The following is a 22,892-nucleotide window of genomic DNA, read 5'->3' as shown; positions in this document are numbered from 1 at the left end:
AGGCAAGAACCACAATCATAAACTGGAGCTATTTCCACAGTTTTTAATTTTTCATCTATCAGTAATCCCCAGTTCCCATTATGTCTATCAAAATTTCCAAGCAATGCATCTACTATAAACATATCCCAAAAGAACGAACGAATCTCACTTGATGGTAGCAGGGTTTGTTCGTCTATTGCCTTCATAATGGATGAAAGTTCCTTTCCATATCCACTTTGTTCACTATCAACACAGGTGTTTTTTAAGTGAGCAAACTCCATTAGTTTCTTCCCATCAGTTGTAAAATCTTTGCAAGCAACTACTATTTTTTCTTTGCCACGCTTATCAGTATAGGTTCCCAATATAGTTTCCTGTGTGTTAATTCCAATGGCTCTAAATATCTTACAGGCAAGATATTCACTAATACATCCATTTGTATAACTCATCAACTTGTTTCTGCTGGGTACAGGTGGAAATTTTAGCATATAACTTTTACCTTCATAAAGGATATTGATTTTATTTCCGTTTGCACCACCATAAGCTTTAAATTTATTTATCTCACATGATGTAAAATCAATCATCTAAATCCTCCTGTGTTTCTCCATAGAGATATTCTTTTCTTAAATAACTTGCTTGCTCCTCTGTAATATAGCCTGCCCAAAGGTCTGCATTAATTGAACCATAGAGCTCGTTCCATAGGCAATCCAAGTGGAGCACTTCTTCTTTTTCACCTTGAACATAGGCTCTTAATGATTTATCTAAAGTCTCCGATAAATTTGTTTCTAAATAAGATTTATCTTGAGGCTTTCCATCATCTATATCCTCTTTTGTTCCTATTTCTAGTTTAATAATATCTTCAATAGGTATCTCGAGTACTTTAGATAGTTTGGAAAGTGTTTTTACACTGCATCTATTAAGGTCTGTCTTACCTGAACATATATCAGATAATGTAGACCATGGAACGCTGCTTAGTTTTGATAAACTATATATATAACTAGGGGACATGTCTGTACTTTTGGCAGTTTAGAGACGAAATAGTACATTTGGTTTCTTTAAATGAAGATTTTTGGGCAAAAAAATAGTGCCTAACTAGTTTTGATAAGCATTATATAGGGAATTTTTAGAAATTGTTACATAGCTCTAAGACCATCTTATAGTGGTCTCAAATTATATTGATTACTCTTAATAGGCGGTTAGGCTACCTTAATTTTCTCAAGTAGGTCTGGTAGCAGGCTTTGATACTTTGGATCACTTTGTATCAGCTCAAAACCTTTTCGGTTAAGTTTAGCTACTTGAGATAGGGTAAGATTGCCGATTTCCTTACAGATCTCTTTATAACTATAATTACAGAGGCATCTCATTAAAAATATTGATACTGCTTTAAAATCTGTGATGCTATGACTATACTTAATCTTTATAAACTCTGGATTATTTATGTTAAAGGTTTTTGCTACTATTTCTATGACTTGATTTGCTTTTAGTTCTCGGTAGTAGATATATCGTTCGCTACGGTATTCGTAGGGTTCAGTGGAGACAAATTTTTCTATGATGTCGAAAAGTTTCTCTTTTTGAATAACCTTGTTGCAGGAGGTTACAAACTCTGCATATACTTTCTGAGCTAACTTAGGGCTCTTGCCAAACTGAGACAAGATAAAGTCTGTGTCTATTAAGCCAAAATCATCAGGATGTTTGTCTAGGTAGATGCCGTAGGATGAGAAGTAATATTCATCGATACGGTCGTAATAGTCGGATAAATCTTTTGGGTTGTTGTGTATGTATGCGGAGACCGCTAGATTGTATTCGTCTACATCGATTACCTTATTAAGAAATCTGTTTTGAAAGACATGACCGTGACGTCGGTACTTTCGATTGTAATACTGAGCGTAACAAAGGTTTAAGCCATGCATGAATTTGGAGATATCGTAGCCCTTAGGATCTAGTTGAATGTGGACATGGGTGTCCATTAGGCAGTAGGCTAAAACTTTGCACTCGAATTTTTGGCAGTAGAGTGCCATTAGTTGGAGGTATTTTATTTTATCGTTGTCGTTTCTGAAGAGTCTGATTTCACTGATGCTTCTGCACATGACGTGGTGTGGGAGTTCTGGGTCTTTACGTCTTGCGGTTCTTGGCATGAGATTCACCCTCTTTTTTATTCTCAAACAGGAATATCTATTTGGTTTTATTATTACATATATTTACAATTTATTCAATTAGTTTCCAACATAAGTTGTAATTTTATAAATTTTATTTGCAAATAGAAGAAAAGAGATAAAAGATGAGAAATGTCCCCTAAAAGAATACAAATGTGGCTGTATCTCATGATTCCAGGGAGAATGCTTCATCCTACGATATTTCCTTTTTCAAGCTGATGGATTTGGCTGTAGGCGATAATGTGCACATCATCTTCTACCCTTTAGGTATTAATGTGAAGACAAGGATCATCTCCTTGGAATACAATCCATTTTACCGATACAACATTCGTGTGGAGGTCGGAAGATACAGACCGAGCATTTCAGATACTTTTTATCGGATTGAGAGTTCCTTAAATAATGTGGGAAGTTCTGTAGACGATATTCAAAGCCAGGTTAATGACCTTGGGGTATCCTATACTATCGTTTCCAATCTGGTGGTGAATGAAACCACCATTGATGTGACCTACACCGTAGAGAAAGGTGATACTCATCAATATCACGCTCAGTATCAATACACCACTGACAGTGGCGGAAGGATTACAAGTATCACCCTGGATAACATTTTCTCGGAGCTACTCTTAAAGGAAGTCTCCACTCTTACCGTGGATATGATGAGTTTTTATATCGAATATGCCGACGGAACAACAGCAACATATAACTACACCGTGGATAGCGGTGGCAGAATTACCAGCGTAACAAAAGCTTAAAGGAGGGCTGAATCCATGAGCTATGATCATATTTTTAATAACACACTGGCCATATGGACAGCCTTTGGAGGACGTGGTGAGGTTCTCTTCACCATCCCAACTCTGAGCTGGTCCAAGAAGTACTATAACAACTTTGGCTATACCCAATATGGCAGTGAGAAGCAGATTAACGTCTATGATAATGGCAACGCGCAGATCGCAGTTTATTATGCTAAGACACCCTATATGTCCTACTGGAACAAGACCACAAAGCAGTGGACCGTTGTCAGCGTTCCTTGGTGGAGCTATGGCCAGCCAGAGATCCTCCATGCTGCGGATGGTGTATTTATTGCTAAGATTGTGGGCCTTGCCAATGTCATTGCATCCTTTGACGGCATAACATGGCATAATGCGGGTTACTGTCCGGGTGCTTATAACGCCATGACTTGTGGAGCTTATGATATGGCCAGGGGCTCCGGTATTGTCAGTTGGTGGTATTATAAATCGCCGGTCTATTACAGCTTTGATTCATTACAGGAAAGAACCGCATGGACCTTGGTTGGATCTGATGGTACCTCCGTCCCAATATTTAAATACCTGACTACTCATAAAGGAAACTTTGTTGGTGTGGTTGGTGGAGATAAATCCATAGCAATAGCTAGCTCAGCCAGTCCAGGTCTTTGGACCACGACTATACCTGAGGATGTGAACGACACCCGGTATATGTTTATCCGGTCTGTGAATGACGTCCTTTTTGTGATGAAGTTCAATTACACCAATGTGGGCGGTGATTACACCTACTATGTGAAGCTCTGCGTGATGAATGATGATGCCACCCAGATTACAGAAACCAATCTTTCCTGGGTAGGAGATCTGGCCAACAACAACATCCCAAATCCAAGAAACATCATTTGGATGGAGGACTGGGGGAAGTTTGCACTTCTTAAAGAGAGTATGCTGTGCGTTTCCAATGACGGACTCTATTGGGAGGGTGTTGAGCAGCCAGGCTTCACCACCAGTCAGTATGATACTTTCGATGGTGCCATGTACATTCCTGGTGATGGGTTTTACGCCAAAGCCAGCGGCTATGTCTATTATGCACCTTACTAATTAAGCCTATTTCTATCAGATTATGACGCCTTTTTCAGGCGTCATTTTATGTACAAATATTTATGAAAGCGAGGAAATTACATGAGAGATATTTGGACGTTTATTCAAATGGTCTTTGCTGCCATTGGTGGTTGGCTTGGCTGGTTTCTCGGAGGTTACGATGGATTTTTATATGCCCTGATCGCCTTTGTGGTGATTGACTATATTCTTGGAGTGATGTGCGCCATTTTGGAAAAGCATCTTTCCAGCGATGTTGGTGCTCGGGGCATTTTTAAGAAAGTTGTTATTTTTTCATTGGTAGGCATTGCCCATATTATTGATCAGAACATTATCGGAGATGGTGGTGCCATCAGAACCGCTGTTATCTTCTTCTATTTATCCAATGAAGGAATTAGCATCATTGAAAACTCAACAAGAATCGGACTTCCTGTACCCGAGAAACTTAAAGAGATTCTTGAACAGCTAAAAGATGGTGGCGATAAAGATGGAACAAAGTAATGAGTGGCCGTCTTGAAGGAGGGAAAATCAATGAACCTTAAAAAACTCATTTTTACGGAAAATGAATGTTATAAAGCGGGTAGAAAAATAAAGCCCAAAGGCATCATGGTCCATAGTACTGGGGCCAATAATCCATATCTTCGTAGATATGTTGGTCCGAATGATGGCTTCCTTGGAGAGAATCATTACAACAATCATTGGAACCAGCATAGACCCAGTGGTAGACAAGTCTGTGTCCACGCCTTTATTGGAAAGCTAAAAAATGGTACCATCGCTACTTATCAGACGTTGCCGTGGGATCACAGAGGCTGGCATGCAGGTGGTGACGCCAACAATAGTCATATCGGATTTGAAATCTGTGAAGACAATCTGTCCGGTACCTCATATTTTAAAGCGGTCTACAAACAAGCCACAGAACTTTGTGCACATCTTTGTAAACTCTATGGTCTGACCGAAAATGACATCATTGGCCACTATGAAGGTTATCAAAAGAAAATCGCTAGTAATCATGGAGACCCTCGGCACTGGTTTTCTAGACATGGTAAGAGTATGGATACTTTCAGGGCTGATGTTAAAAAGCTACTGACAGTCCCTACTCCTTCCACTCCACCAACTAAAAAACTGTATAGAGTTCAGGTAGGGGCTTACAGCGTTAAGTCCAACGCAGATGCTATGCTAGCAAAAGTAAAAGCCGCAGGCTTTACTGATGCCTTTATCAAAACCGACTAACTTAGTCTATGCCGCTAGGTGCTTCTCTTGCACTTGGCGGCATTTTTTATTTTCCATTACTCAATTAGCCTCTTTCTGTCCTGTGAATGGTGAGAGGGTCTTCTACCCTCCGATTGGAGGAAATTAAATGAAAGTCACTGATACAATTCCAGAAATCATAATTGAGAAAAAAAACATTTCACATGATCAGCTTCAACGAGAGTTTGATTACATGTGGGCACAAAGGGTACTTGAAAACTTGGTGCAAAAAGGACTCATTTCTGAACTCGAGTTTAACAAAATCACGAAACTCAACCGTCAATCTTTCACCCCAGCTTTAGCACAGATTATGCCTGAAAACCGTTGCTATTAAAGCGGTTCAGAGGTAATATATGACACTACAAGGAGGTGAAAAATTGAAAAAGGTAACGAAAATCAATCAAAATTCAAATAATTACCAAAAGCATTCAAAACTTCGTGTAGCGGCTTATTGCAGAGTGTCTACAGATTCTGATGAGCAGATGCTAAGCCTAGAAGCACAGGTTAAACATTACGAAGCTTACATTAAAGCAAATCCTGATTGGGCGTTTGCTGGTCTATACTACGACGAAGGAATCACAGGAACCAAAAAAGAAAAACGACCTGAACTGCTTCGGATGATTTCTGACTGCGAAGATAAGAAAATTGATTTTATCGTAACCAAGTCCATCAGCCGTTTTGCCAGAAATACCACAGACTGCTTAGAGCTGGTCAGAAAGCTAATTGGTCTTGGCATCTTCATTTACTTCGAGAAGGAAAATATAAACACAGGCTCCATGGAAAGCGAACTCATGCTGTCAATCCTAAGTGGACTGGCCGAAAGTGAGTCCATCTCCATTTCAGAGAATAACAAGTGGTCTGTACAAAGACGTTTCCAAAATGGAACCTATAAAATCTCCTCTCCTCCCTATGGCTACGATAGTGTCGATGGGAAGTTAACCATCAACGAGGACCAGGCAGAAATTGTCCGCTTTATCTTTGCAGAGATTTTGTCTGGAAAAGGCACACAGAAAATTGCTGATGACTTGAACCAGCGCGGAGTTCCAACTCAAAAAGGTGGCAAATGGAGATCGACTACCATTCGCGGAATGGCTAGTAATGAAAAATACACCGGTGATGCTATCTTCCAAAAGACCTACACTGATAACTCCTTCAATAGACACATCAATAACGGTGAGAAAGATCAGTACCTTTTTAAAGGGCATCATGAAGCCATCATTAGCCACGATGAATTTGAAGCTGCTCAGGCCATTATTGAACAACGCGGACGGGAAAAAGGTATAAAGAAAAATACCTCTAAATACCTTAACCGCTACCCCTTTTCAGGTAAAATCATCTGTAGTGAGTGTGGCGGGAAATTTAAGCGAAGGGTCATGACTTCAGGAAAGCACAAAATCACATGGTCCTGCTCCACTCACATTTCTGACATCGATAGGTGTTCGATGAAATCTATTCCCGAGGCTCAAATCGAGTATGCCTTTGTCACGATGATCAATAAACTTATCTTCGGTCATAAGCTTGTTTTAAAGCCCCTGCTGGATAGTCTTACTGGAATGAACTCTGAAGATAGCCTTTCAAAAATTCAAGAGATCGATAAGAAAATTGAAGAAAACGGCGAGCAGCAAAATGTGCTTAGTGGTCTTAGAGCCAAAGGGTATCTTGATCCGGCAGTTTATAAGAAAGGTAATAATGAGCTTTTAAATGAACTGGAACGCCTGAAACAGCAAAAAGAATCTTTGATGAGATTGCTGAGTAGCGATGACGAGACTCAAAAATTTGTCAATGAACTCTTGCGGTTTACAAGCAAATCTCCGATGCTCTTAGAATTTAACAGCGATGTTTTTGACAGATTTGTGGACCACATCACTGTGTACTCAAGAGAAGAAATAAGATTCGCCTTGAAATGCGGTATTACACTAAAAGAAAGGTTGGTGAAATGAATGGGCCACACACCCTATGGTTACAAAATTGAAAATGGTACAGCGGTTGTCGATCAGGAAAAGTCAGAAAAAATAAAATTGCTTTTTGAAGCTTATCTATCTGGTGATTCACTGGCCACCGCTGCAAAGAAAGCAGGCATTAAAGCCTTCCATGCCGGAATCGGAAACATACTGAAAAACAAAAGATATGTTGGTGATGACTTCTATCCTGCAATCATTGATAAAGCTAGCTTTGAAGCTTCAGAAATAGAACGAATGAGTCGGGCTGAAAAGCTTGGTCGCATATGGGAGAAGAAAGAACCAAAAGAATCTGCTCCCCCTACCGTCTTCTCCATTACAGCTGGAAATGAACAGTTTGATGATCCTTTTAAACAGGCAGAATACGCCTATAGTTTGATAGAAATGGAGGTGAAGGATATTGAATAAAAACATCACAGTGATTCCTGCTAGAAAACATTCCAGGAAAAACAAAGATGAAGAAAAGCCCAAGCTACGGGTGGCAGCCTACTGTAGGGTATCCACTGATAGCGATGAGCAGGCTTCAAGTTATGAAGCCCAAATTGAACACTACACAGCGTTCATCAGCGGTCATCCAGACTGGCAGCTTGCAGGGATTTTTGCGGATGACGGAATATCAGGAACCAACACCAAGAAACGTGAAGAGTTTAATCGCCTGATCGACGAATGCATGGCTGGAAATATTGACATGGTGATCACTAAATCCATAAGCCGATTTGCTAGAAACACTCTGGATTGCCTGAAGTACATCAGACAGCTTAAGGATAAAAATATTGCGGTGTTTTTTGAAAAGGAGAATATCAATTCCATGGATTCCAAGGGCGAGGTCATGCTCACCATCATGGCTTCCCTTGCACAGCAAGAGAGCCAGTCCTTAAGTCAGAACGTAAAGCTTGGACTTCAATACCGGTACCAACAAGGTGAAATCCAAGTGAACTGCAAATGGTTTCTAAGCTACACCAAAGATGAGAATAAGAAGCTAATCATTGTTCCAGAGGAAGCTGAGATTGTAAAACGCATTTATAGAGAGTACCTGGAAGGGGCTAGCATGCTAAAGATTGCCCGAGGACTTGAGGCAGATGGAATCAAGAATGGAGCTGGACGAGACAAATGGCACACCAGCAACATCAATCAAATCCTACGAAATGAAAAATACATCGGAGATGCACTTCTTCAGAAGACCTACACCGTTGACTTTCTTACAAAGAAACGTGTTAAAAACAATGGCATTGTCCCTCAGTATTATGTAGAAAACAGCCATGAAGCCATCATCCCGCGTGAAATTTTCATGCAGGTCCAGGAGGAACTGATCAGAAGGCGCATCGTCCATACCAGCCCAAATGGTAAAAAGAGAACCTACAGCAGCAACCACTGCTTCTCTCAAATGATTATCTGCGGCACCTGCGGCGAAGTTTTCCGGAGAGTCCATTGGAATAACCGCGGTAAGAAGTCCATCGTCTGGAGATGCGTAAGCCGTCTTGAAAACACTGGGCTGTTCTGCGATGCCCGCACTGTTCAGGAGAGCAGCATTGAGCAGATTCTTATCAAAGCCATTAATGAAACCTTGGGTGAGAAGGACTCCTTCCTATCCATTTTAGAAAACAATATCGCCACAGTAATCAGCCAAGATAATAATCAGGCTCTAGCCGATATCGACAAGCGGTTAGAAGAACTACAAACAGAACTTCTCAAGCTGGCCAACACCAAATCTGATTACGAGGATGTAGCGGATGAGATTTACACCCTGAGAGAAGAAAAGCAAAAGGTCCAGCTCGATAGCGCTGGCAAGGATGAAATCAAAAAACGGATCACTGACATGAGCACCTTCCTCAAAAAGCAGCATATCACCATTGCCGAATACGATGAAGCATTGGTTCGGAGATTGATCGAAAAGGTCACTGTCCACCAGGATAAATTTACTGTTGAATTCAAGTCTGGCCTGACAGTTGACATTGAAGAATAGTAAAAAGTAAACAGGCACTCTACGATAATACCTGTAGGGTGCCCTGCTCATTCAAATAGAATCCCATAGTTATTAAATTATTGCATTATGCATGTCTGTTTGTCCAAGCTGCACCTAAGAATTCAAATTTCTCAATTTTTTCACTTGTTTCATCAATAAACTTAACACAATCGCATGAAATATAATCTTTTTGACACTTCATACACTTGGTTATCTCGATATGATATATAGGCGCTATCCCTATCTTATTATTTAACAATTCTTCGGCAATTTCTTTTTTTTCTACAAAGTTAATTGTTAAGCACTTATCCTCCATTTTGATTTCTTGCAGATATTTTGTTGGGACCAGAGCTCTTCTAAATCTCAAATGGCTTGACTCAGCCATAATATCTGCAACCTTGGGATGCTGATTAGCAACTGGGAACTTATTATTTTCATTATACAGTGCTTCAATCCATTTATTAGCATGGTCTTTTTGAGGAAAGGTAGTACCCAGACTTGTAAATATACTTGTAAAATCGGCGACATGCCCAGCAAAAGAAAAATATATGGCTTCATCCTCATAATTAGCAGTAATTGAATATGAAATTAATCTATCGTGATTGTTATCGCTCCATACCTTGCATAAATCTGCTATTGCTTGTTGTACAATTTTAGCTGTATCTGCATTTTTACACATGAATGTTGGAAAATTAAACACCATATCTTCATGCCCGATTCTCGCTGTAGCGGGAATCCTGATATTTAACCCATATCTTTTTAGCAGTTTTAGGATAGTAATAGTTTCACTTTCCATCACCCTCATTTTTCTCTCATTATAAACTAGGAATTCATTACTTTTGAGGACTACGTCATATTCTTCATTAATTTCAATAAGGGGCATATAGCGAAAATAGATTCTTAGTCCATTATTTTCATTCATGTCTACCGGAATATATTTTTGAAGAGGTATAATTTCATCTTTTGAATTATCTTCCAAAACTATTTTTGTGAATTTTTCATCTTCACCTGAGAAGTATTCACCAATTAGCATATTGTCGCGGTAATAATTAGTTATAAGTTCCTTCCATAAGCTTACCGGCATATCATTATCAATACGCCACAACTTGGTATACCATGTGTCCCTTTCTGACTTATCAATACTTATATCCAAACGTTCGAGTATTTGCTCATCGGTGTATGCTCTGATAGCACCGTCCAAATGATTCGGTAAGTTAGTCGTCGGATTTAGCATGCTATGTACAAATCGACATCCATAATATTCAGTGCTCCCATCAATTATGTTAGGCTGATCACTAACTTCTTCACATTCAAATGTTTGTCGTTCATCTTGTATGTACCAACCAAATTCTGTGAAGCAAAGATTTGTAAACACATTGTCATAATGTTGATTATTATGTTTGGTTACGCCCATAGGTATGGACGATAGATCTTCATTAAATTTAGGCCCCCACCAATACTGATATTCTAGTTCTGCTTTTTCAGTTCCTAATAGTCCAATCATGTTTACATCTAAAGCAATTTGGACGTTTAAGTCACTATTATGTAAATCTTGTAGTTTTTTGAGAAATTCCCCATTCAAAGAATTAATCATAGAACAATTACGTCTGAAGTATCTATGTGCAAATATAAGGTAGTTTCCTCTCTTATAAACCCCCGGTAAAACCGGAGTCATGAAATTTAGATCAATAAGTCCTTTGTGCATTTCTTTTTCTATTTCTGGAAATACTTTGAATAGTATATTCTCATCTTCATAAGCCACACAGCTAATTAATGCTGGGCGAGATTTACCTGTTAACTTATCTCCCAACATCTCTTTCAACTCATCATATTTTTCTTTTCTATCTATATAACATTTTTTATATAGGTAATCTTTATTCTTTTTCATAAATATGTCGTATTCTTCATTCGTTTCTGGAATTCTCATTTCGTTTGTCACGTATGCTTTTCCAGGTTCCATATATATACCTGTTATATAATTCCAGCCAATAAATTTTGTACTATCATGGTTTAAATTAGATGGTGTCCCATGCTTCCATGCATCTTCATATGCATTTATTATAGTATTAAGTGAGAAGTAATGATTTTTACGATTTAAACCATCCGACATCGCTATGCCTCTTGTCATAAGCATATACTACTCCACCCCCTTTAATAATTACTTGAATAAATTAACTAGTTTATTAATCCTTCCTTGAAGCAGCTATAATCGCGTCTCTCATCCAGTCTGCTCTCTCTACCTCTCCTATTTCACAAAAACATCAAAATTGACTTCTCGTGAACCTCTGACATCTAATCTGCTCTGTAGACACCCGATGACATCTAATCCGCTCTGTACGGAGTCTTTTAGCCTTCTTGGATATGTTCCCGCAGAGCAAAAAATCATCGTTCTAAAGCTTTTATTTTTTAACACTAAAAACCTGGAAAGGCTTATATCAAGCCTTCCCGAGCACACTTCTTTATTTTCTTGTTATCAATACTACCGTCTCCACATGTGATAGTTAGGTTATTTAGGGAACAAGTCCAATAACAGCGAAAACGCCTTATCTTACAGGCTTTTTCAAGCAGCGCCTAAAAACCCGACATCTAATCTATTGTTTCTCCTAAGTAGGCTATTTCGTTTCTTCGAGCAAAACGATATTCCGATTAATACCCATGGTCAACATGTTTCCATTTGCTGCCATTTGTTCTTACCAAAATCCACATCCAATTATCGTATGTGCTATTAGGATTTAAGGAACCGTCTCCACCTGATCCGTCTACATCAAAAGAAGACAATAAAACTATGACTTCATCCGCATCATTTCTATCTGCCCAATCTTGATAGTCCTTGGAAGTCTCGTCACCAGCATAATAGATTTCTTTTAATGTACAGCCCTTCCAATCTTTATCAAACTCTTTTTTGATAGTATCAATAGCAGACTTAATATCATCAGATGTATAAATCTCTGATTTTACATCTACCACATTGACATTCTTAACATTCCCACCACATGCACTCAAGCTAAAAATCATTACCACACATATAAGAAAGATGATTATTTTCTTCACGTTCGTTACCTCCATAAAATTCGTTATTTCTTTTTAGAACTATATTTCTTACTGCTGCGATGCGTACCATCGTCGTCAGTAATGATATTGCTTCGCTTCTTCTTTTCTTCCTGAACAGCCCTGAACTCGCTCTCCGTAATGATCGGCGGATGACATTCTTTCATTTGGAACTCATATTGCTGTGTAGCAGAATCCAAAAGAGTTACCGTGCCTGTGTACTTCTCATTTTCAAGAATCTTCTCTACAGAACGCTTGCTCCACGTTTCTTTACCGGTAGGGGAAGGAATACCTGCGTCTGATAGTTTCTTTATGATACCAAGCACGCTGGCGCCATCCAGATACCATCTGAAAATGTCCCGCACAACCTTAGCCTGTTCATTGTCAATTACAAGGTCCCCATCCTTATTCTTAGAGTAGCCGTACAGCTTTCGTTTGTAGAGTCCAGATGTTCCATTTGCAGCTTTCATGGCAAGTCCCATGCGGATATTTTCGCTTCGGCTCTCATTTTCAGCTTGAGCAAAAGACTCCATCACCGAAATCATAAGATTGCTGTCAACCTCATCGGTATCCAAATTTTCTTCTTCAAATATGATTCTGACTCCTGCTGTCTTCAATCGATTGATTGCTGATAATGTCTCTACAGTATCTCTACCAAATCGACTGATGCTTTTGGTAAGGACAACAGAGATATTGTGCGCTTCACATTCTCTAATCAATCGATCAAATTCTCTACGTGGAACTTCGCCTTTGGCAGACGCAATATCAATAAATACATCTGCCAGCCTCCATTGACTCACATTCGCAACTGCTCTCGTTAAAGCAGAAATCTGTGCTGCGAGGCTATAAAGCTGTTCTTTTTCGTTCGTACTTACTCTGCAGTAGATTCCAACATTCTTGTCCAAGCGGTCATTCCTTGCTGGAATATACCAAATCTTTGAATCCATCAGCTCACCTCCACATTATAATTAGCCTAATTATATTGCAAATTGGTGCCAATGATAAGTAGGCAATACATAACCCTAAAACGCGCAAAAAACCAATATATTGTGTTCGCGTAATTGTTTTTCGCTACATATCGCGTGACATCAATACTACGCACTCCACGTGCAAACTATGAGGAAACATATCTACTGGCTGAACTTCCTTTACTTTATATCCACCTTCACTTAATATCTTCAAATCTCTCCCTAAGGTAGCAGGATTGCAGGATACGTAGACTACCCTTTTGGGGGACATGTGGATAATAGATGCTAGTAGTTTTTCGTCGCAGCCTTTTCTAGGTGGGTCTACCACTATCACATCTGCTTGTACTCCTTTTTCTACTAAAGCTGGCATTTCTTCTTCTGATTTTCCTACTATAAACTCAGCATTTTCTATTTTGTTTAGTGCTTTATTTGTGTTCGCATCTTCTATGGCTTCTGGGACAATCTCTACGCCGTATACCATTTTTGCCTCTCTCGCTAGGTATAAGGATATGGTTCCGATTCCACAGTATAAGTCAAATACTAATTCCTTTCCTGTTAATCCTGCAAAATCTACTACCTTATCGTATAAGATCTTCGTCTGTATTGGATTGACTTGAAAGAAGGACAGTGGAGAAATTTCGTATTTTAAATCTCCTATGCTGTCTACGATCTTTTCTTTTCCGTATATGAGCTTATTTTCTTTTGATAAAACCACATTTGTCTTTTTTGTATTTATATTGAGGTAAAGGCTTTTTACATTCGGCAAATTCTCCTTTATAAAATCAATCAATTCTTTAGACCATTTGAATTTTTTATCATTTATAACGATAATAAGCATGATCTCATCATTATAATAAGATACTCTCTCTACGATTCCCCTTAATATTCCTTTATGTGTATTTTCATTATAAATAGGGATTTTATTTTCTACAATAAATTGATTTAAATATTGTATTGTCGTTGAACTTTGTTTACTTTGAATCTTACAATCTGTTAAAGCTACTACACTGTGGCTCTTCTTTTCATAAAATCCTAGTCCCTTTTTATGAATCTTGTACTGTGCTTTATTTCGGTAGTGAAAGGGGTCTTCCATTCCTATAATAGAATGCACTTTCATCTGATTTATATCTAAGCCACCTATTCTTGCTAGAGCGTCCTTTACAATCTTTTCTTTTAACTCAAGTTGGTAAGTGTAATCTATATTCTGAGTCTGACAGCCTCCACATTGACCAACAAAAGTACAACTTGCTTTCACTCGATGTGAGGATGGTTTTACTAAATCTATAATTTTTCCTATAGCGTAATTTTTCTTCACCACAGTAATAATGATTTTTACCTCATCCTCTGGAATGGCTCCATCTACAAATACAGTAAATCCTTCTATCTTACCAACACCTTCTCCTGTAGCAGTGATGTCTATTATATCTAAGATGTATTCTCTATTTTTTTGAACCGGTATAGTTTCCATATGCACTCCTAAAACAAATTTATTTGTTTTATAGTTTAACATAAAGTAGTTGTAAGTTCTATGTTGTAAGTTGTAAGTAAAAGAATTAACAGGATAGCAGAACGATAAATGCAAAAATTATTTCGTTGCGTTTAGAATGACTTGAGCAGTTGTTGGGATTAAAAGTATTCCTTTCTATTAAAAAAAATCGTGCCTCCAAATAATCGGCACGATTTCTATTGTTTGACTAGAATTTTAAATTGTAACAATATGTAAGGTGCATTCCCCCACCTATAGGCGAGTTATGGTTTACTTACCACCTTACCATCTACATTTATTTAGCTTCTACTGCTTTTTGCTTAGGGAATGGATTGATGAATAAGAAGATTACACCTATTGCTATAAATCCAATTATTGTTGCTTTTAATGGTGCAAGGAATACGTCTCCAGTCATGTTTCCTACAAAGCTAATCCAATAGGTTGATACGAATGCAAAAGCGTTCATTACAGCCATCATAATCGATACTGCCATTCCACTTAGAGATGGTGGTGCATACATTCCTAAAAGCATGATGGTAAGAGGCATCATTAACATGTAGAATATTCCCGTTACTGTAGTTCCTACAGTCATCATAAAGACGCTATTGCCAAAGACGATCAATGCAATACCTGCAGCTCCACCTAAAAATGCTATAGTAATAATGAATTTTTGAAGTTTTTCATATACTTTTCCAAATATAACACCTGAAATAGCGCCACCTACAGTATACATAGAAAGTACTACGGCAGATTGAGTAGCATCTCCCACTTGTTTTACATCAGCGATAATAGATGACATATTCATGAGCATTGGATAGATGAGCATCATAGTAAAACCAAAGATAATTGAGACTACCCACACAGATACTGGCATCTTATCTTTTACTACATTTCCAGATGTATCAGCTGATATTTGTGGTTTTTCTGGCTCTTTTAAGAATAATAATACTAGAATAAAGGAAATGATTGCTGGGAAGTGACCGATAAAACATAATTCCCAAGACACACCAGATAATGCACCACCTAAGAATTGTAGCACGATACCCCCAATATTCATTACAAAAGAACCCACGCCTAGCATATTTGCTCTTTCTTGCCCTTCAAAGATTTCCATAACCAATGCATTTCCTAATGGGCTTAAGATCCCTAGACTGATTCCAAATATTGCCCTAAAAACTAAGACAATAGTAAAAGTGCTATTTACAAAAGTTGGTCCCATACCTGATATAGCAAATAAAGCTAATCCTAATAAAGCTAATGTTTTATAACCTACTTTTTTACCTGCTACAGCTCCAGTAATGAGCGTCGATGGAATAATTAATAATGATGGAAGTGTAGATGCTAGCAGTATAGTTGTAAATGGTACATCTGGAAAAGCTGCAGCAATATTAGCTATTGCTGGGGTAATCGTACCCACACCCATTACTACAAAGAATATGGTCATAATTGCAAATACTGTTAATTTATTGCTTTTCATTTTTCTTCCCCCTTTAAAAAAATAGAATAGTTGACTTTTTGAAAACGGCTTCAATTACGATCTACAACCACCTTATTTAAAGTTTTAACTTAACTTAATTTTAATTATACTTTATTATATTTATTTTTGTCAATATAATATTGTAAATACATATCAAAAATTTGTTTTAAGTTGATTTAAAACTTTTATTACATTTTTTCTCTAAAATTGCATATATGCTCTTTTATTTGATATTCAAAACCTATTATTGTATAATATGCATACAAGGAGGCGATACTGTGGCTAGTTATAAGACAAGCAAGGATTCTAAAAACCGTATTATTGAAACTTGTAAGGAACTTTTTTACTTACAAGGTTATACAAAGACCACTTACATCGATATATGTAAAAAAGCAAGTAGTAATCCTGGATTAATCAACTACTATTTTAAGACGAAGCAAAATATTGCTGCCTATATTTACGGGGAATTTATGAGTAGTATCAAGGTAAGTGTAAGAGAGTACTTAACACATCACTATGGTGAATACGATTTACAATACGGTACAACGCTTGAAATTAGAATTTTTTCAGAATTATTGAGGCAAGATGAATATCTCCGAACTCTTTATTATGAGATTTGCAATATTGGCCTAGAGTATGATTCCGAGGTGATCTATAACTTCTATAAGCTGCATATTGATACATATAATCTTCCTTTTTCTGAAGATGAAATCAAACTGATACAGGCTACTGTTGTAGGTGCTGGAATTGGTATCACAAAGAAAATGATTGAAGGATATTTTAATTGCGATGAAGAAACTATCTTTAATTTTAAAATAAAGACTATGTATAAACTCATGAATGTATCCGATGAGCGAGTTAATGAAATTTTAAATGAAACGGCAAAAATTTTTGATCAAATGAAATTTAAAATAGAGGATTACTTTATCTTTACTTTAGAGATGTGAGTCTAATATAATCTTAATTATCAACAATATTATTAGCTTTTTTATATAAAAGAAACTATAATAAATATAATGATTTTAATTAATAGGTGGTATTAATATGAACGAAAAAATTCTCGTAGTGGATGATGAAGTAGCTATACAAGATTTGCTGAAATTGGATTTAGAATTTGAGGGTTATATTGTAGATACGGCAAGTGATGGACAAGAGGCTTTAGAAAAGGTAGACTCCTTCAATCCAGACTTGATGATTTTAGATTTGATGCTTCCAAAAATGAATGGTTATGATGTTTGCAAGAAAGTAAGTGCGCAAAAGAGCATTCCCATTATTATGCTTACAGCAAAAACGGATATAATTGACCGAGTTTTAGGTCTTGAATTGGGCGCAGATGACTATATGACAAAGCCCTTTGACAACAGAGAGCTCATTGCTAGAGTTAAAGCATTATTGCGAAGAAGTTCTAATGTGCCTACAAAACCTGAAGAGGATGCTATCGTCAATGATGAAATTAAAATTATCTTAAATGAAAGAAAAGTTCTAGTTAACGATCACGAAATTCATTTAACGCCAAAAGAATTTGAATTGCTTCATCTTCTAGTTTCTAGCCCTGAGCAGGTTTTTTCAAGAGAGCATCTTCTAGAACAAGTGTGGGGCTATGATTATTTTGGAGATACCCGAACAGTGGATATGCACATACAAAGAATCAGAAAAAAGGTTGGTCAATACGCTAAACACAATTATATTCAAACGGTCTTTGGAGTAGGATACAAAATGAGGAGATTTGAATGAAATTAGCTTTCCGTTCAAAATTTATATTCGCAAACGTAACCCTTGTTTTACTGACAATGTTAGTATTAGCCACTGTCGTAATTCAAGGGTTAATTCATTATAATTTTGATTCTGTACAAAGAAATCTAACAGAACGTGCTACTGAAGCAGTTCTCTATATACAACAAGAAATCAAAGCAGAATCCCCTTCTTTCGAACAGTATGATAATGTACTCAAAAGAAAAAGCTTATCCATTGCAGAAAACCTTTCTAGTGTAAACTACACTCGTGTTCTTTTACACGATGCTAAAGGCAATTTTATTACGGACTCGGCAAATGTAGAAACATCTATTGCTGAAGACGTAAATAAGGAAATAGAGAGATCATTAACTTTATCAAGCGGAAAATCCCTATCCGTGTATAAAAGAGTCGACGATATTAGCCGAATCTTTTTATCAACACCTATATACATAGATAATACTGTCATAGGTGTAATTACTTTTATCTATTCTCTTGAACTAATGGATACTATTATAGACCACATTATAAAATTATTTATTGTAACGTGTATTATAAGCTTAGTCCTTTCCTATATTCTAAGCCGTTATATAACCCATTCTCTATTAAAGCCTATTCGGCTATTAGTAGAGTCTACGAAAAAAATTTCTCAGGGTAATTATACTGAAATCATACAGTATGAAGTAGATGACGAAGTTGGAGAGCTTACTCATAACTTCAATCAGATGATTTTTGACATTGCAGATAAAATCACGAAAATAAATGATGAAAAACAAAAACTATCATCTATCATATCCTCCATTGACGATGGTATCTTTGCAGTAGGATTAAAAGACAATATTTTAATGGTTAACAATAAAGCTAAAGATATTCTCGATTTAGGGGATAAGCCTGTTACCGCTGAAGTTTTTAATCAAATACCTTTTATAAAGCAAATGGTAAAAGAAGTTCTAGATGGAAAAAGCGAGTATATTCAAGAACTAGATTATGAAGATAAACACCTTTACTCTTATTCTACTTTGATTATGAACAATGACAAAAATATTGGCGTGCTCGTGGTCATACGAGATATTACTAAGATGTATGCTTTAGAAAGCGAACAAAAGAACTTTATCTCTAATGTCTCTCATGAACTGAGAACTCCTCTTACAACTATTATCGGTTACACAGATTTACTCAATAGAAGAGGTACAGATAATCCTGAACTCCTTTCTAAAAGTCTTAATACGATAAATAGCGAAGGCCAAAGACTACTTCGCCTAGTAAATGATCTACTCTCTCTTTCAAAATACGAGCGAGCTGATTTTAAATTAATATTGACTAGTGTAGACATTAATACTCTTTTAGAAGATGTCATTAACCAGATGAAAATAAAAAGTCTTAAATACAATGTGGATATTGATTATAAAAGATTGGAACTTCCTACTATTCGTGGAGACTATGATCGATTAAAACAGGTCTTTATCAATATATTAGATAATGCCATTAAATACTCTAATCCTGGCGATATTATAAATGTAGTAGCCATAAACTACGACGACTATGTAGAAATATCGATTAGAGACCATGGTCCGGGTATTCCTGAAGAAAATTTAAGTCGAATTTTTGATGCTTTTTACAGAGTAGAAGAGGATCGTTCTCGCCAGATAGGCGGCACGGGGCTTGGATTATCCATTGTAAAAAGTATCGTTGGAAGTCATAATGGCCACGTACGCATTGAAAGTAAAACAGGAGAGGGTACTATGGTAGCTGTAAAATTATTACTGGAAAAAATTTAATTTACAAGTTTGTTACACTATAGTCTCTACTTTAATTATATATAACATATACAATTAAAACTTGTAAATTCCTTTAAAGGAGATGAGAAAGTGACTATTAAAAAGTTGTTCATCGTCCTCTTGATTTCTGTGATTTCCACAGGATGCTCTCCGATTTTTTTAAAAGAAAACAAGCCTGTCGTCTTAGATAATTCAACAGGTTTGAATGAAAATCAGGCTTTAATTCAAAACACAGTGGATGAGAGTGATCGAGTATTAATAAAAAATATTGATGATAATTTAACCCAAGGTTTGGTTTACGATATATCAAATAATGGCGAACTATTGCTTATGGGCATTCCTACAAATTCTATAAACGCAAATATAAAGACGGCAAATAGTTATTCTAATCTATCTACGTATAATATTAAAAACAAACAACAAAAACAAATCCTTCTCTCTTCAAAAGAGCAAAGCAATGCTGTTTTTGATGAAAAAAACAAGGGAATGATTTATGTAGAGTATAATAAAGATGCAGATGGTCGAATTGTGCCTGATTCCTACAAGCTAAATTGGACAGATTATGAAGGTACCCAAACAAAAAATATTTCACTTACAGAAGAAATTGTGTCTCCTAAATTTTCTTTAGTACGTGATGATCTTTTAATCTATGGCAACTCAAAAGGTCAAATTCAGCTAGTAAAAACCAGCAATATTGTACGAAAGCAAATTCTTAGAAACACTTATAATCTGACTGAAAATCTTAGTATTTATAAGATAGACTGTTTTGATGATTACAAATTAGCCTTCTTTTTAGCTATGAATTCAACGACAAATTCCATGGATTTGTACTATGTAGTATTAGACGAAAAAGAAATAGAGCCTGTACTAATGCAAAGTAATGTGACAGATTTTTCTCTTTCTAAAAAAGATCAATCTATTTTGTATAGCGTTACAGACAAAAATCAGACAATATTAATGCATGTGGATATGTATTACAATAAGCAAGTATTGTATAAAGGTCCAATGTCTATGTTTTACCTTACACCAAATGAAGACCAAATCATTTACAGGGAAAAAGTTGATGAATCATCTAATAATCAAAATCTATGGATTATGAACACGGATGGAAGTAAGCCCATGCAGTTAGCCTCTAATCTAAAAATTGCCGGTGATAAAATCGTCTTTTCATCAGATATGGAAACTATTTATTTTTCTGTTCTCTATTTAAAGGATAGCGAAAGCAACACCAAGGAAGTATTAAAACACCGAGTATATGCAATTGATTTTTCGAATTTGAAGAAATGATTTCACTATTATGAAATGTAAACAAAAATCCAGACGATTTAAGTCGTCTGGATCTTTTTATTAAGAAAGAATCTTTAAAGGTAGTAAGTAAAACTATAATCGCCTAAGGCGATATAATATAAGATCCTTGACTGCGCTCAAGGGCAAATAACGTAAATGCTCCACAAGTCTTTTATTAACTTAGGTACAGCGCTTAAGCTACCATTCGTGGCAAAAATGTTTTGCTTACCACCTTAATTACAATACTGTAGCTTTCCCATCGTATATAAGTCCTCTTTGAGGATCTAAGGTGATTGTTTTTCCTTCTTCTATGTTTTGCATAGGGTCTTCTGCGCCTACTATAATTGGAATACCAAATTGTAACGCTGCTATTGCTCCTTGTGAAGTTAAACCGCCTTCTTCAGTGATCACTCCTGCAGCATCTCTAATATAAGAGATATTGTCTTCGTCTACTCCGTAACATACTGCAATATCGCCTCTTTTAAAGTTCGTGTTTCCTTTTCTATCAATTAATCGAGCTACACCAGTTACAGGTTGTTTTCCTATTCCCATGCCCTTTATAAGTACTTCACCAATGGTTTGAATCCTGAGCATATTTGTAGTACCCTTTACGCCAACAGGGACACCTGCAATGATTACTACTAAATCCCCATTTTTTAATATTCCTTTTTCGACGGTTGTATCAATAGAGTTTTTGAAAAGAGAGTCCATATCTTTTATATCACCGTGTATACAATTTACACCCCATACTAGAGACATGGTCCTTACAACTCTTTCATCATCAGCTATGGCCACAATAGGAGCTGTAGGTCTAAATTTTGAAATCATTCGAGCTGTATGACCTGATTTTGTAATGGCTATAATGGCTGCAGCGTTTAATTGCTGTGCTGAAGAACTTGCAGCGTGGCTTACTACATTTGCTACAGATATCTCACCAGAAAAATTGTGTTTGGCTAATCTGTGGTATTCTGAAGATTGCTCTGTCGTTACAGCAATTCGACCCATCGTTTCAACAGCTTCTATAGGATATTTTCCAGCCGCGGTCTCTCCCGATAACATAATAGCATCTGTTCCATCAAAAATTGCATTGGCAACATCTGTTACTTCTGCTCTAGTAGGCCTTGGATTTCGGATCATAGAGTCTAGCATCTGTGTTGCAGTGATAACTGGCTTTCCAAGCATATTACACTTTTTGATAATTTCTTTTTGAACTAAAGGCACTTCTTCAGCGGAAATCTCAACACCTAAATCTCCTCTAGCTACCATGATTCCATCAGACATATCTAGAATAGCGTCTATATTGTTTACGCCTTCTCTGTTTTCTATTTTAGATATAATTTTTATATTTTCACCATTGTTTTCTTCTAGAACCCTTCGAATAGCTAAAACATCTTCTGTTTTTCGGATAAACGAAGCTGCAATATAATCAATACCTTCTTCGATACCAAATATAAGGTCCTTTACATCTTTTTCGGTAATAGCAGGTAAACTAATATTTATATCTGGGAAGTTTAAGCTTTTATTATTTTTTAGTTCTCCCCCATTTAGTACATCACATAAAATATCCGCCCCGTTGATTTCTTTTACACTGAATTTAATGAGTCCGTCATCGGCTAAAATAAAATCGCCTATTTTTAATTCTTCTGTCAATTTTTCGTAGGTAATGGTTACCTTTTTTTCATTTCCTAATATGTCTTCTGTAGTCAAAGTAAACTCATCACCTTTTTCAAGATGAATACCACCATTTTCAAATTGCTTAATTCGAACTTCTGGTCCTTTTGTATCAAGCATTATAGCAATTGGAAGATTTGATTTTTCACGAACTTTTTTAATCATATCAAATTTTTTCTTGTGTTCATCATGAACACCATGAGAAAAATTAATTCTTGCTACATTCATGCCCTTTTTAATCAACTGAGTTAGTACCTCTTCCGATTCACTTGCAGGGCCTATCGTACATACGATTTTTGTTTTCTTCATATTT

Annotated in this window: 21 protein-coding genes; 12 read left to right on the top strand and 9 right to left on the bottom strand. The window is 36.6% G+C overall.

Annotation, left to right across the window (positions count from 1 at the left end):
* The 3 genes from Q7P22_RS05430 to Q7P22_RS05420 form a co-directional block, all read right to left on the bottom strand.
* Nucleotides 1-560: HipA domain-containing protein (locus Q7P22_RS05430; protein WP_303861661.1), on the bottom strand; the 560-nt coding region annotated here is incomplete at its 3' end.
* Nucleotides 553-984, bottom strand: coding sequence for a helix-turn-helix domain-containing protein (locus Q7P22_RS05425; RefSeq protein ID WP_303861659.1), 432 nt, complete (start codon nucleotides 982-984; stop codon nucleotides 553-555). The genes Q7P22_RS05430 and Q7P22_RS05425, both read right to left, overlap by 8 nt.
* A gap of 188 nt (nucleotides 985-1,172) precedes the next feature.
* Nucleotides 1,173-2,111, bottom strand: a complete 939-nt coding sequence (locus Q7P22_RS05420) for a transposase (protein ID WP_303861657.1) — start codon at nucleotides 2,109-2,111, stop codon at nucleotides 1,173-1,175.
* Nucleotides 2,112-2,284: 173 nt separating this feature from the next.
* Between Q7P22_RS05420 and Q7P22_RS05415 the strand changes: the two genes are divergently transcribed.
* The 8 genes from Q7P22_RS05415 (at nucleotide 2,285) to Q7P22_RS05380 (ending at nucleotide 9,133) form a co-directional block, all read left to right on the top strand.
* Nucleotides 2,285-2,878: a hypothetical protein gene (locus Q7P22_RS05415; protein ID WP_303861654.1), complete on the top strand. Its 594-nt coding sequence runs from the start codon at nucleotides 2,285-2,287 to the stop codon at nucleotides 2,876-2,878.
* A gap of 15 nt (nucleotides 2,879-2,893) precedes the next feature.
* Nucleotides 2,894-3,967, top strand: coding sequence for a hypothetical protein (locus Q7P22_RS05410; RefSeq protein WP_303861651.1), 1,074 nt, complete (start codon nucleotides 2,894-2,896; stop codon nucleotides 3,965-3,967).
* Between the two features lie 81 nt (nucleotides 3,968-4,048).
* Entirely contained in the window at nucleotides 4,049-4,465 is a 417-nt protein-coding gene (locus tag Q7P22_RS05405) for a holin family protein (protein ID WP_303861648.1), read from the top strand.
* Between the two features lie 30 nt (nucleotides 4,466-4,495).
* Entirely contained in the window at nucleotides 4,496-5,194 is a 699-nt protein-coding gene (locus Q7P22_RS05400) for an N-acetylmuramoyl-L-alanine amidase (protein ID WP_303861645.1), read from the top strand.
* A gap of 127 nt (nucleotides 5,195-5,321) precedes the next feature.
* The gene (locus tag Q7P22_RS05395) at nucleotides 5,322-5,546 is read left to right on the top strand and encodes an SHOCT domain-containing protein (protein ID WP_303861642.1); all 225 of its coding nucleotides are present in this window, start codon (nucleotides 5,322-5,324) and stop codon (nucleotides 5,544-5,546) included.
* 43 nt (nucleotides 5,547-5,589) lie between these two features.
* Nucleotides 5,590-7,152, top strand: coding sequence for a recombinase family protein (locus tag Q7P22_RS05390; RefSeq protein ID WP_303861639.1), 1,563 nt, complete (start codon nucleotides 5,590-5,592; stop codon nucleotides 7,150-7,152).
* On the top strand, nucleotides 7,153-7,578 hold the full coding sequence (locus tag Q7P22_RS05385) for a recombinase (RefSeq protein WP_303861636.1): 426 nt from the start codon (nucleotides 7,153-7,155) through the stop codon (nucleotides 7,576-7,578).
* Nucleotides 7,568-9,133: a recombinase family protein gene (locus Q7P22_RS05380; RefSeq protein WP_303861663.1), complete on the top strand. Its 1,566-nt coding sequence runs from the start codon at nucleotides 7,568-7,570 to the stop codon at nucleotides 9,131-9,133. Before Q7P22_RS05385 ends, Q7P22_RS05380 begins: the two co-directional genes overlap by 11 nt.
* An 85-nt stretch (nucleotides 9,134-9,218) precedes the next feature.
* Here the strand turns inward: Q7P22_RS05380 and Q7P22_RS05375 are convergent, their stop codons facing one another.
* The 5 genes from Q7P22_RS05375 to Q7P22_RS05355 all read right to left on the bottom strand — a co-directional run bounded on the left by Q7P22_RS05375 (nucleotide 9,219) and on the right by Q7P22_RS05355 (nucleotide 16,112).
* On the bottom strand, nucleotides 9,219-11,243 hold the full coding sequence (locus Q7P22_RS05375; protein WP_303861634.1) for a hypothetical protein: 2,025 nt from the start codon (nucleotides 11,241-11,243) through the stop codon (nucleotides 9,219-9,221).
* Between the two features lie 536 nt (nucleotides 11,244-11,779).
* Nucleotides 11,780-12,184: a lipoprotein gene (locus tag Q7P22_RS05370; RefSeq protein WP_303861633.1), complete on the bottom strand. Its 405-nt coding sequence runs from the start codon at nucleotides 12,182-12,184 to the stop codon at nucleotides 11,780-11,782.
* 23 nt (nucleotides 12,185-12,207) lie between these two features.
* Nucleotides 12,208-13,128, bottom strand: a complete 921-nt coding sequence (locus Q7P22_RS05365) for a recombinase family protein (RefSeq protein WP_303861632.1) — start codon at nucleotides 13,126-13,128, stop codon at nucleotides 12,208-12,210.
* A 124-nt stretch (nucleotides 13,129-13,252) separates the two neighbouring features.
* Nucleotides 13,253-14,617 (bottom strand): 23S rRNA (uracil(1939)-C(5))-methyltransferase RlmD, encoded by a 1,365-nt coding sequence (rlmD, locus tag Q7P22_RS05360; RefSeq protein WP_303861630.1) that lies wholly within the window; start codon nucleotides 14,615-14,617, stop codon nucleotides 13,253-13,255.
* 313 nt (nucleotides 14,618-14,930) lie between these two features.
* Entirely contained in the window at nucleotides 14,931-16,112 is a 1,182-nt protein-coding gene (locus Q7P22_RS05355) for an MFS transporter (RefSeq protein WP_303861628.1), read from the bottom strand.
* A 278-nt stretch (nucleotides 16,113-16,390) separates the two neighbouring features.
* Between Q7P22_RS05355 and Q7P22_RS05350 the strand changes: the two genes are divergently transcribed.
* The 4 genes from Q7P22_RS05350 to Q7P22_RS05335 all read left to right on the top strand — a co-directional run bounded on the left by Q7P22_RS05350 (nucleotide 16,391) and on the right by Q7P22_RS05335 (nucleotide 20,908).
* Nucleotides 16,391-17,059 carry a TetR/AcrR family transcriptional regulator gene (locus Q7P22_RS05350; protein WP_303861625.1) on the top strand — a complete coding sequence of 223 codons (669 nt, stop codon included), beginning with the start codon at nucleotides 16,391-16,393 and terminating at the stop codon, nucleotides 17,057-17,059.
* A 97-nt stretch (nucleotides 17,060-17,156) separates the two neighbouring features.
* Entirely contained in the window at nucleotides 17,157-17,846 is a 690-nt protein-coding gene (locus tag Q7P22_RS05345) for a response regulator transcription factor (RefSeq protein ID WP_303861622.1), read from the top strand.
* A complete protein-coding gene (locus Q7P22_RS05340) occupies nucleotides 17,843-19,621 on the top strand; it encodes an ATP-binding protein (RefSeq protein WP_303861618.1) in 1,779 nt (592 codons plus the stop codon). The genes Q7P22_RS05345 and Q7P22_RS05340 overlap by 4 nt, the downstream gene beginning before the upstream one ends.
* A gap of 90 nt (nucleotides 19,622-19,711) precedes the next feature.
* Nucleotides 19,712-20,908 (top strand): hypothetical protein, encoded by a 1,197-nt coding sequence (locus tag Q7P22_RS05335; protein WP_303861616.1) that lies wholly within the window; start codon nucleotides 19,712-19,714, stop codon nucleotides 20,906-20,908.
* Between the two features lie 237 nt (nucleotides 20,909-21,145).
* Here the strand turns inward: Q7P22_RS05335 and pyk are convergent, their stop codons facing one another.
* The gene (gene pyk / locus Q7P22_RS05330) at nucleotides 21,146-22,888 is read right to left on the bottom strand and encodes a pyruvate kinase (protein WP_303861613.1); all 1,743 of its coding nucleotides are present in this window, start codon (nucleotides 22,886-22,888) and stop codon (nucleotides 21,146-21,148) included.
* Between the last annotated feature and the right edge of the window lie 4 nt (nucleotides 22,889-22,892).

This window comes from Alkalibaculum bacchi (genome assembly GCF_937875145.1).
In the GTDB taxonomy this organism is placed as follows: domain Bacteria; phylum Bacillota; class Clostridia; order Eubacteriales; family Alkalibacteraceae; genus Alkalibaculum; species Alkalibaculum bacchi_A.
The sequence above is the reverse complement of the archived record's forward strand: the minus strand, read 5'-3'. Positions and strand labels throughout refer to the sequence as shown.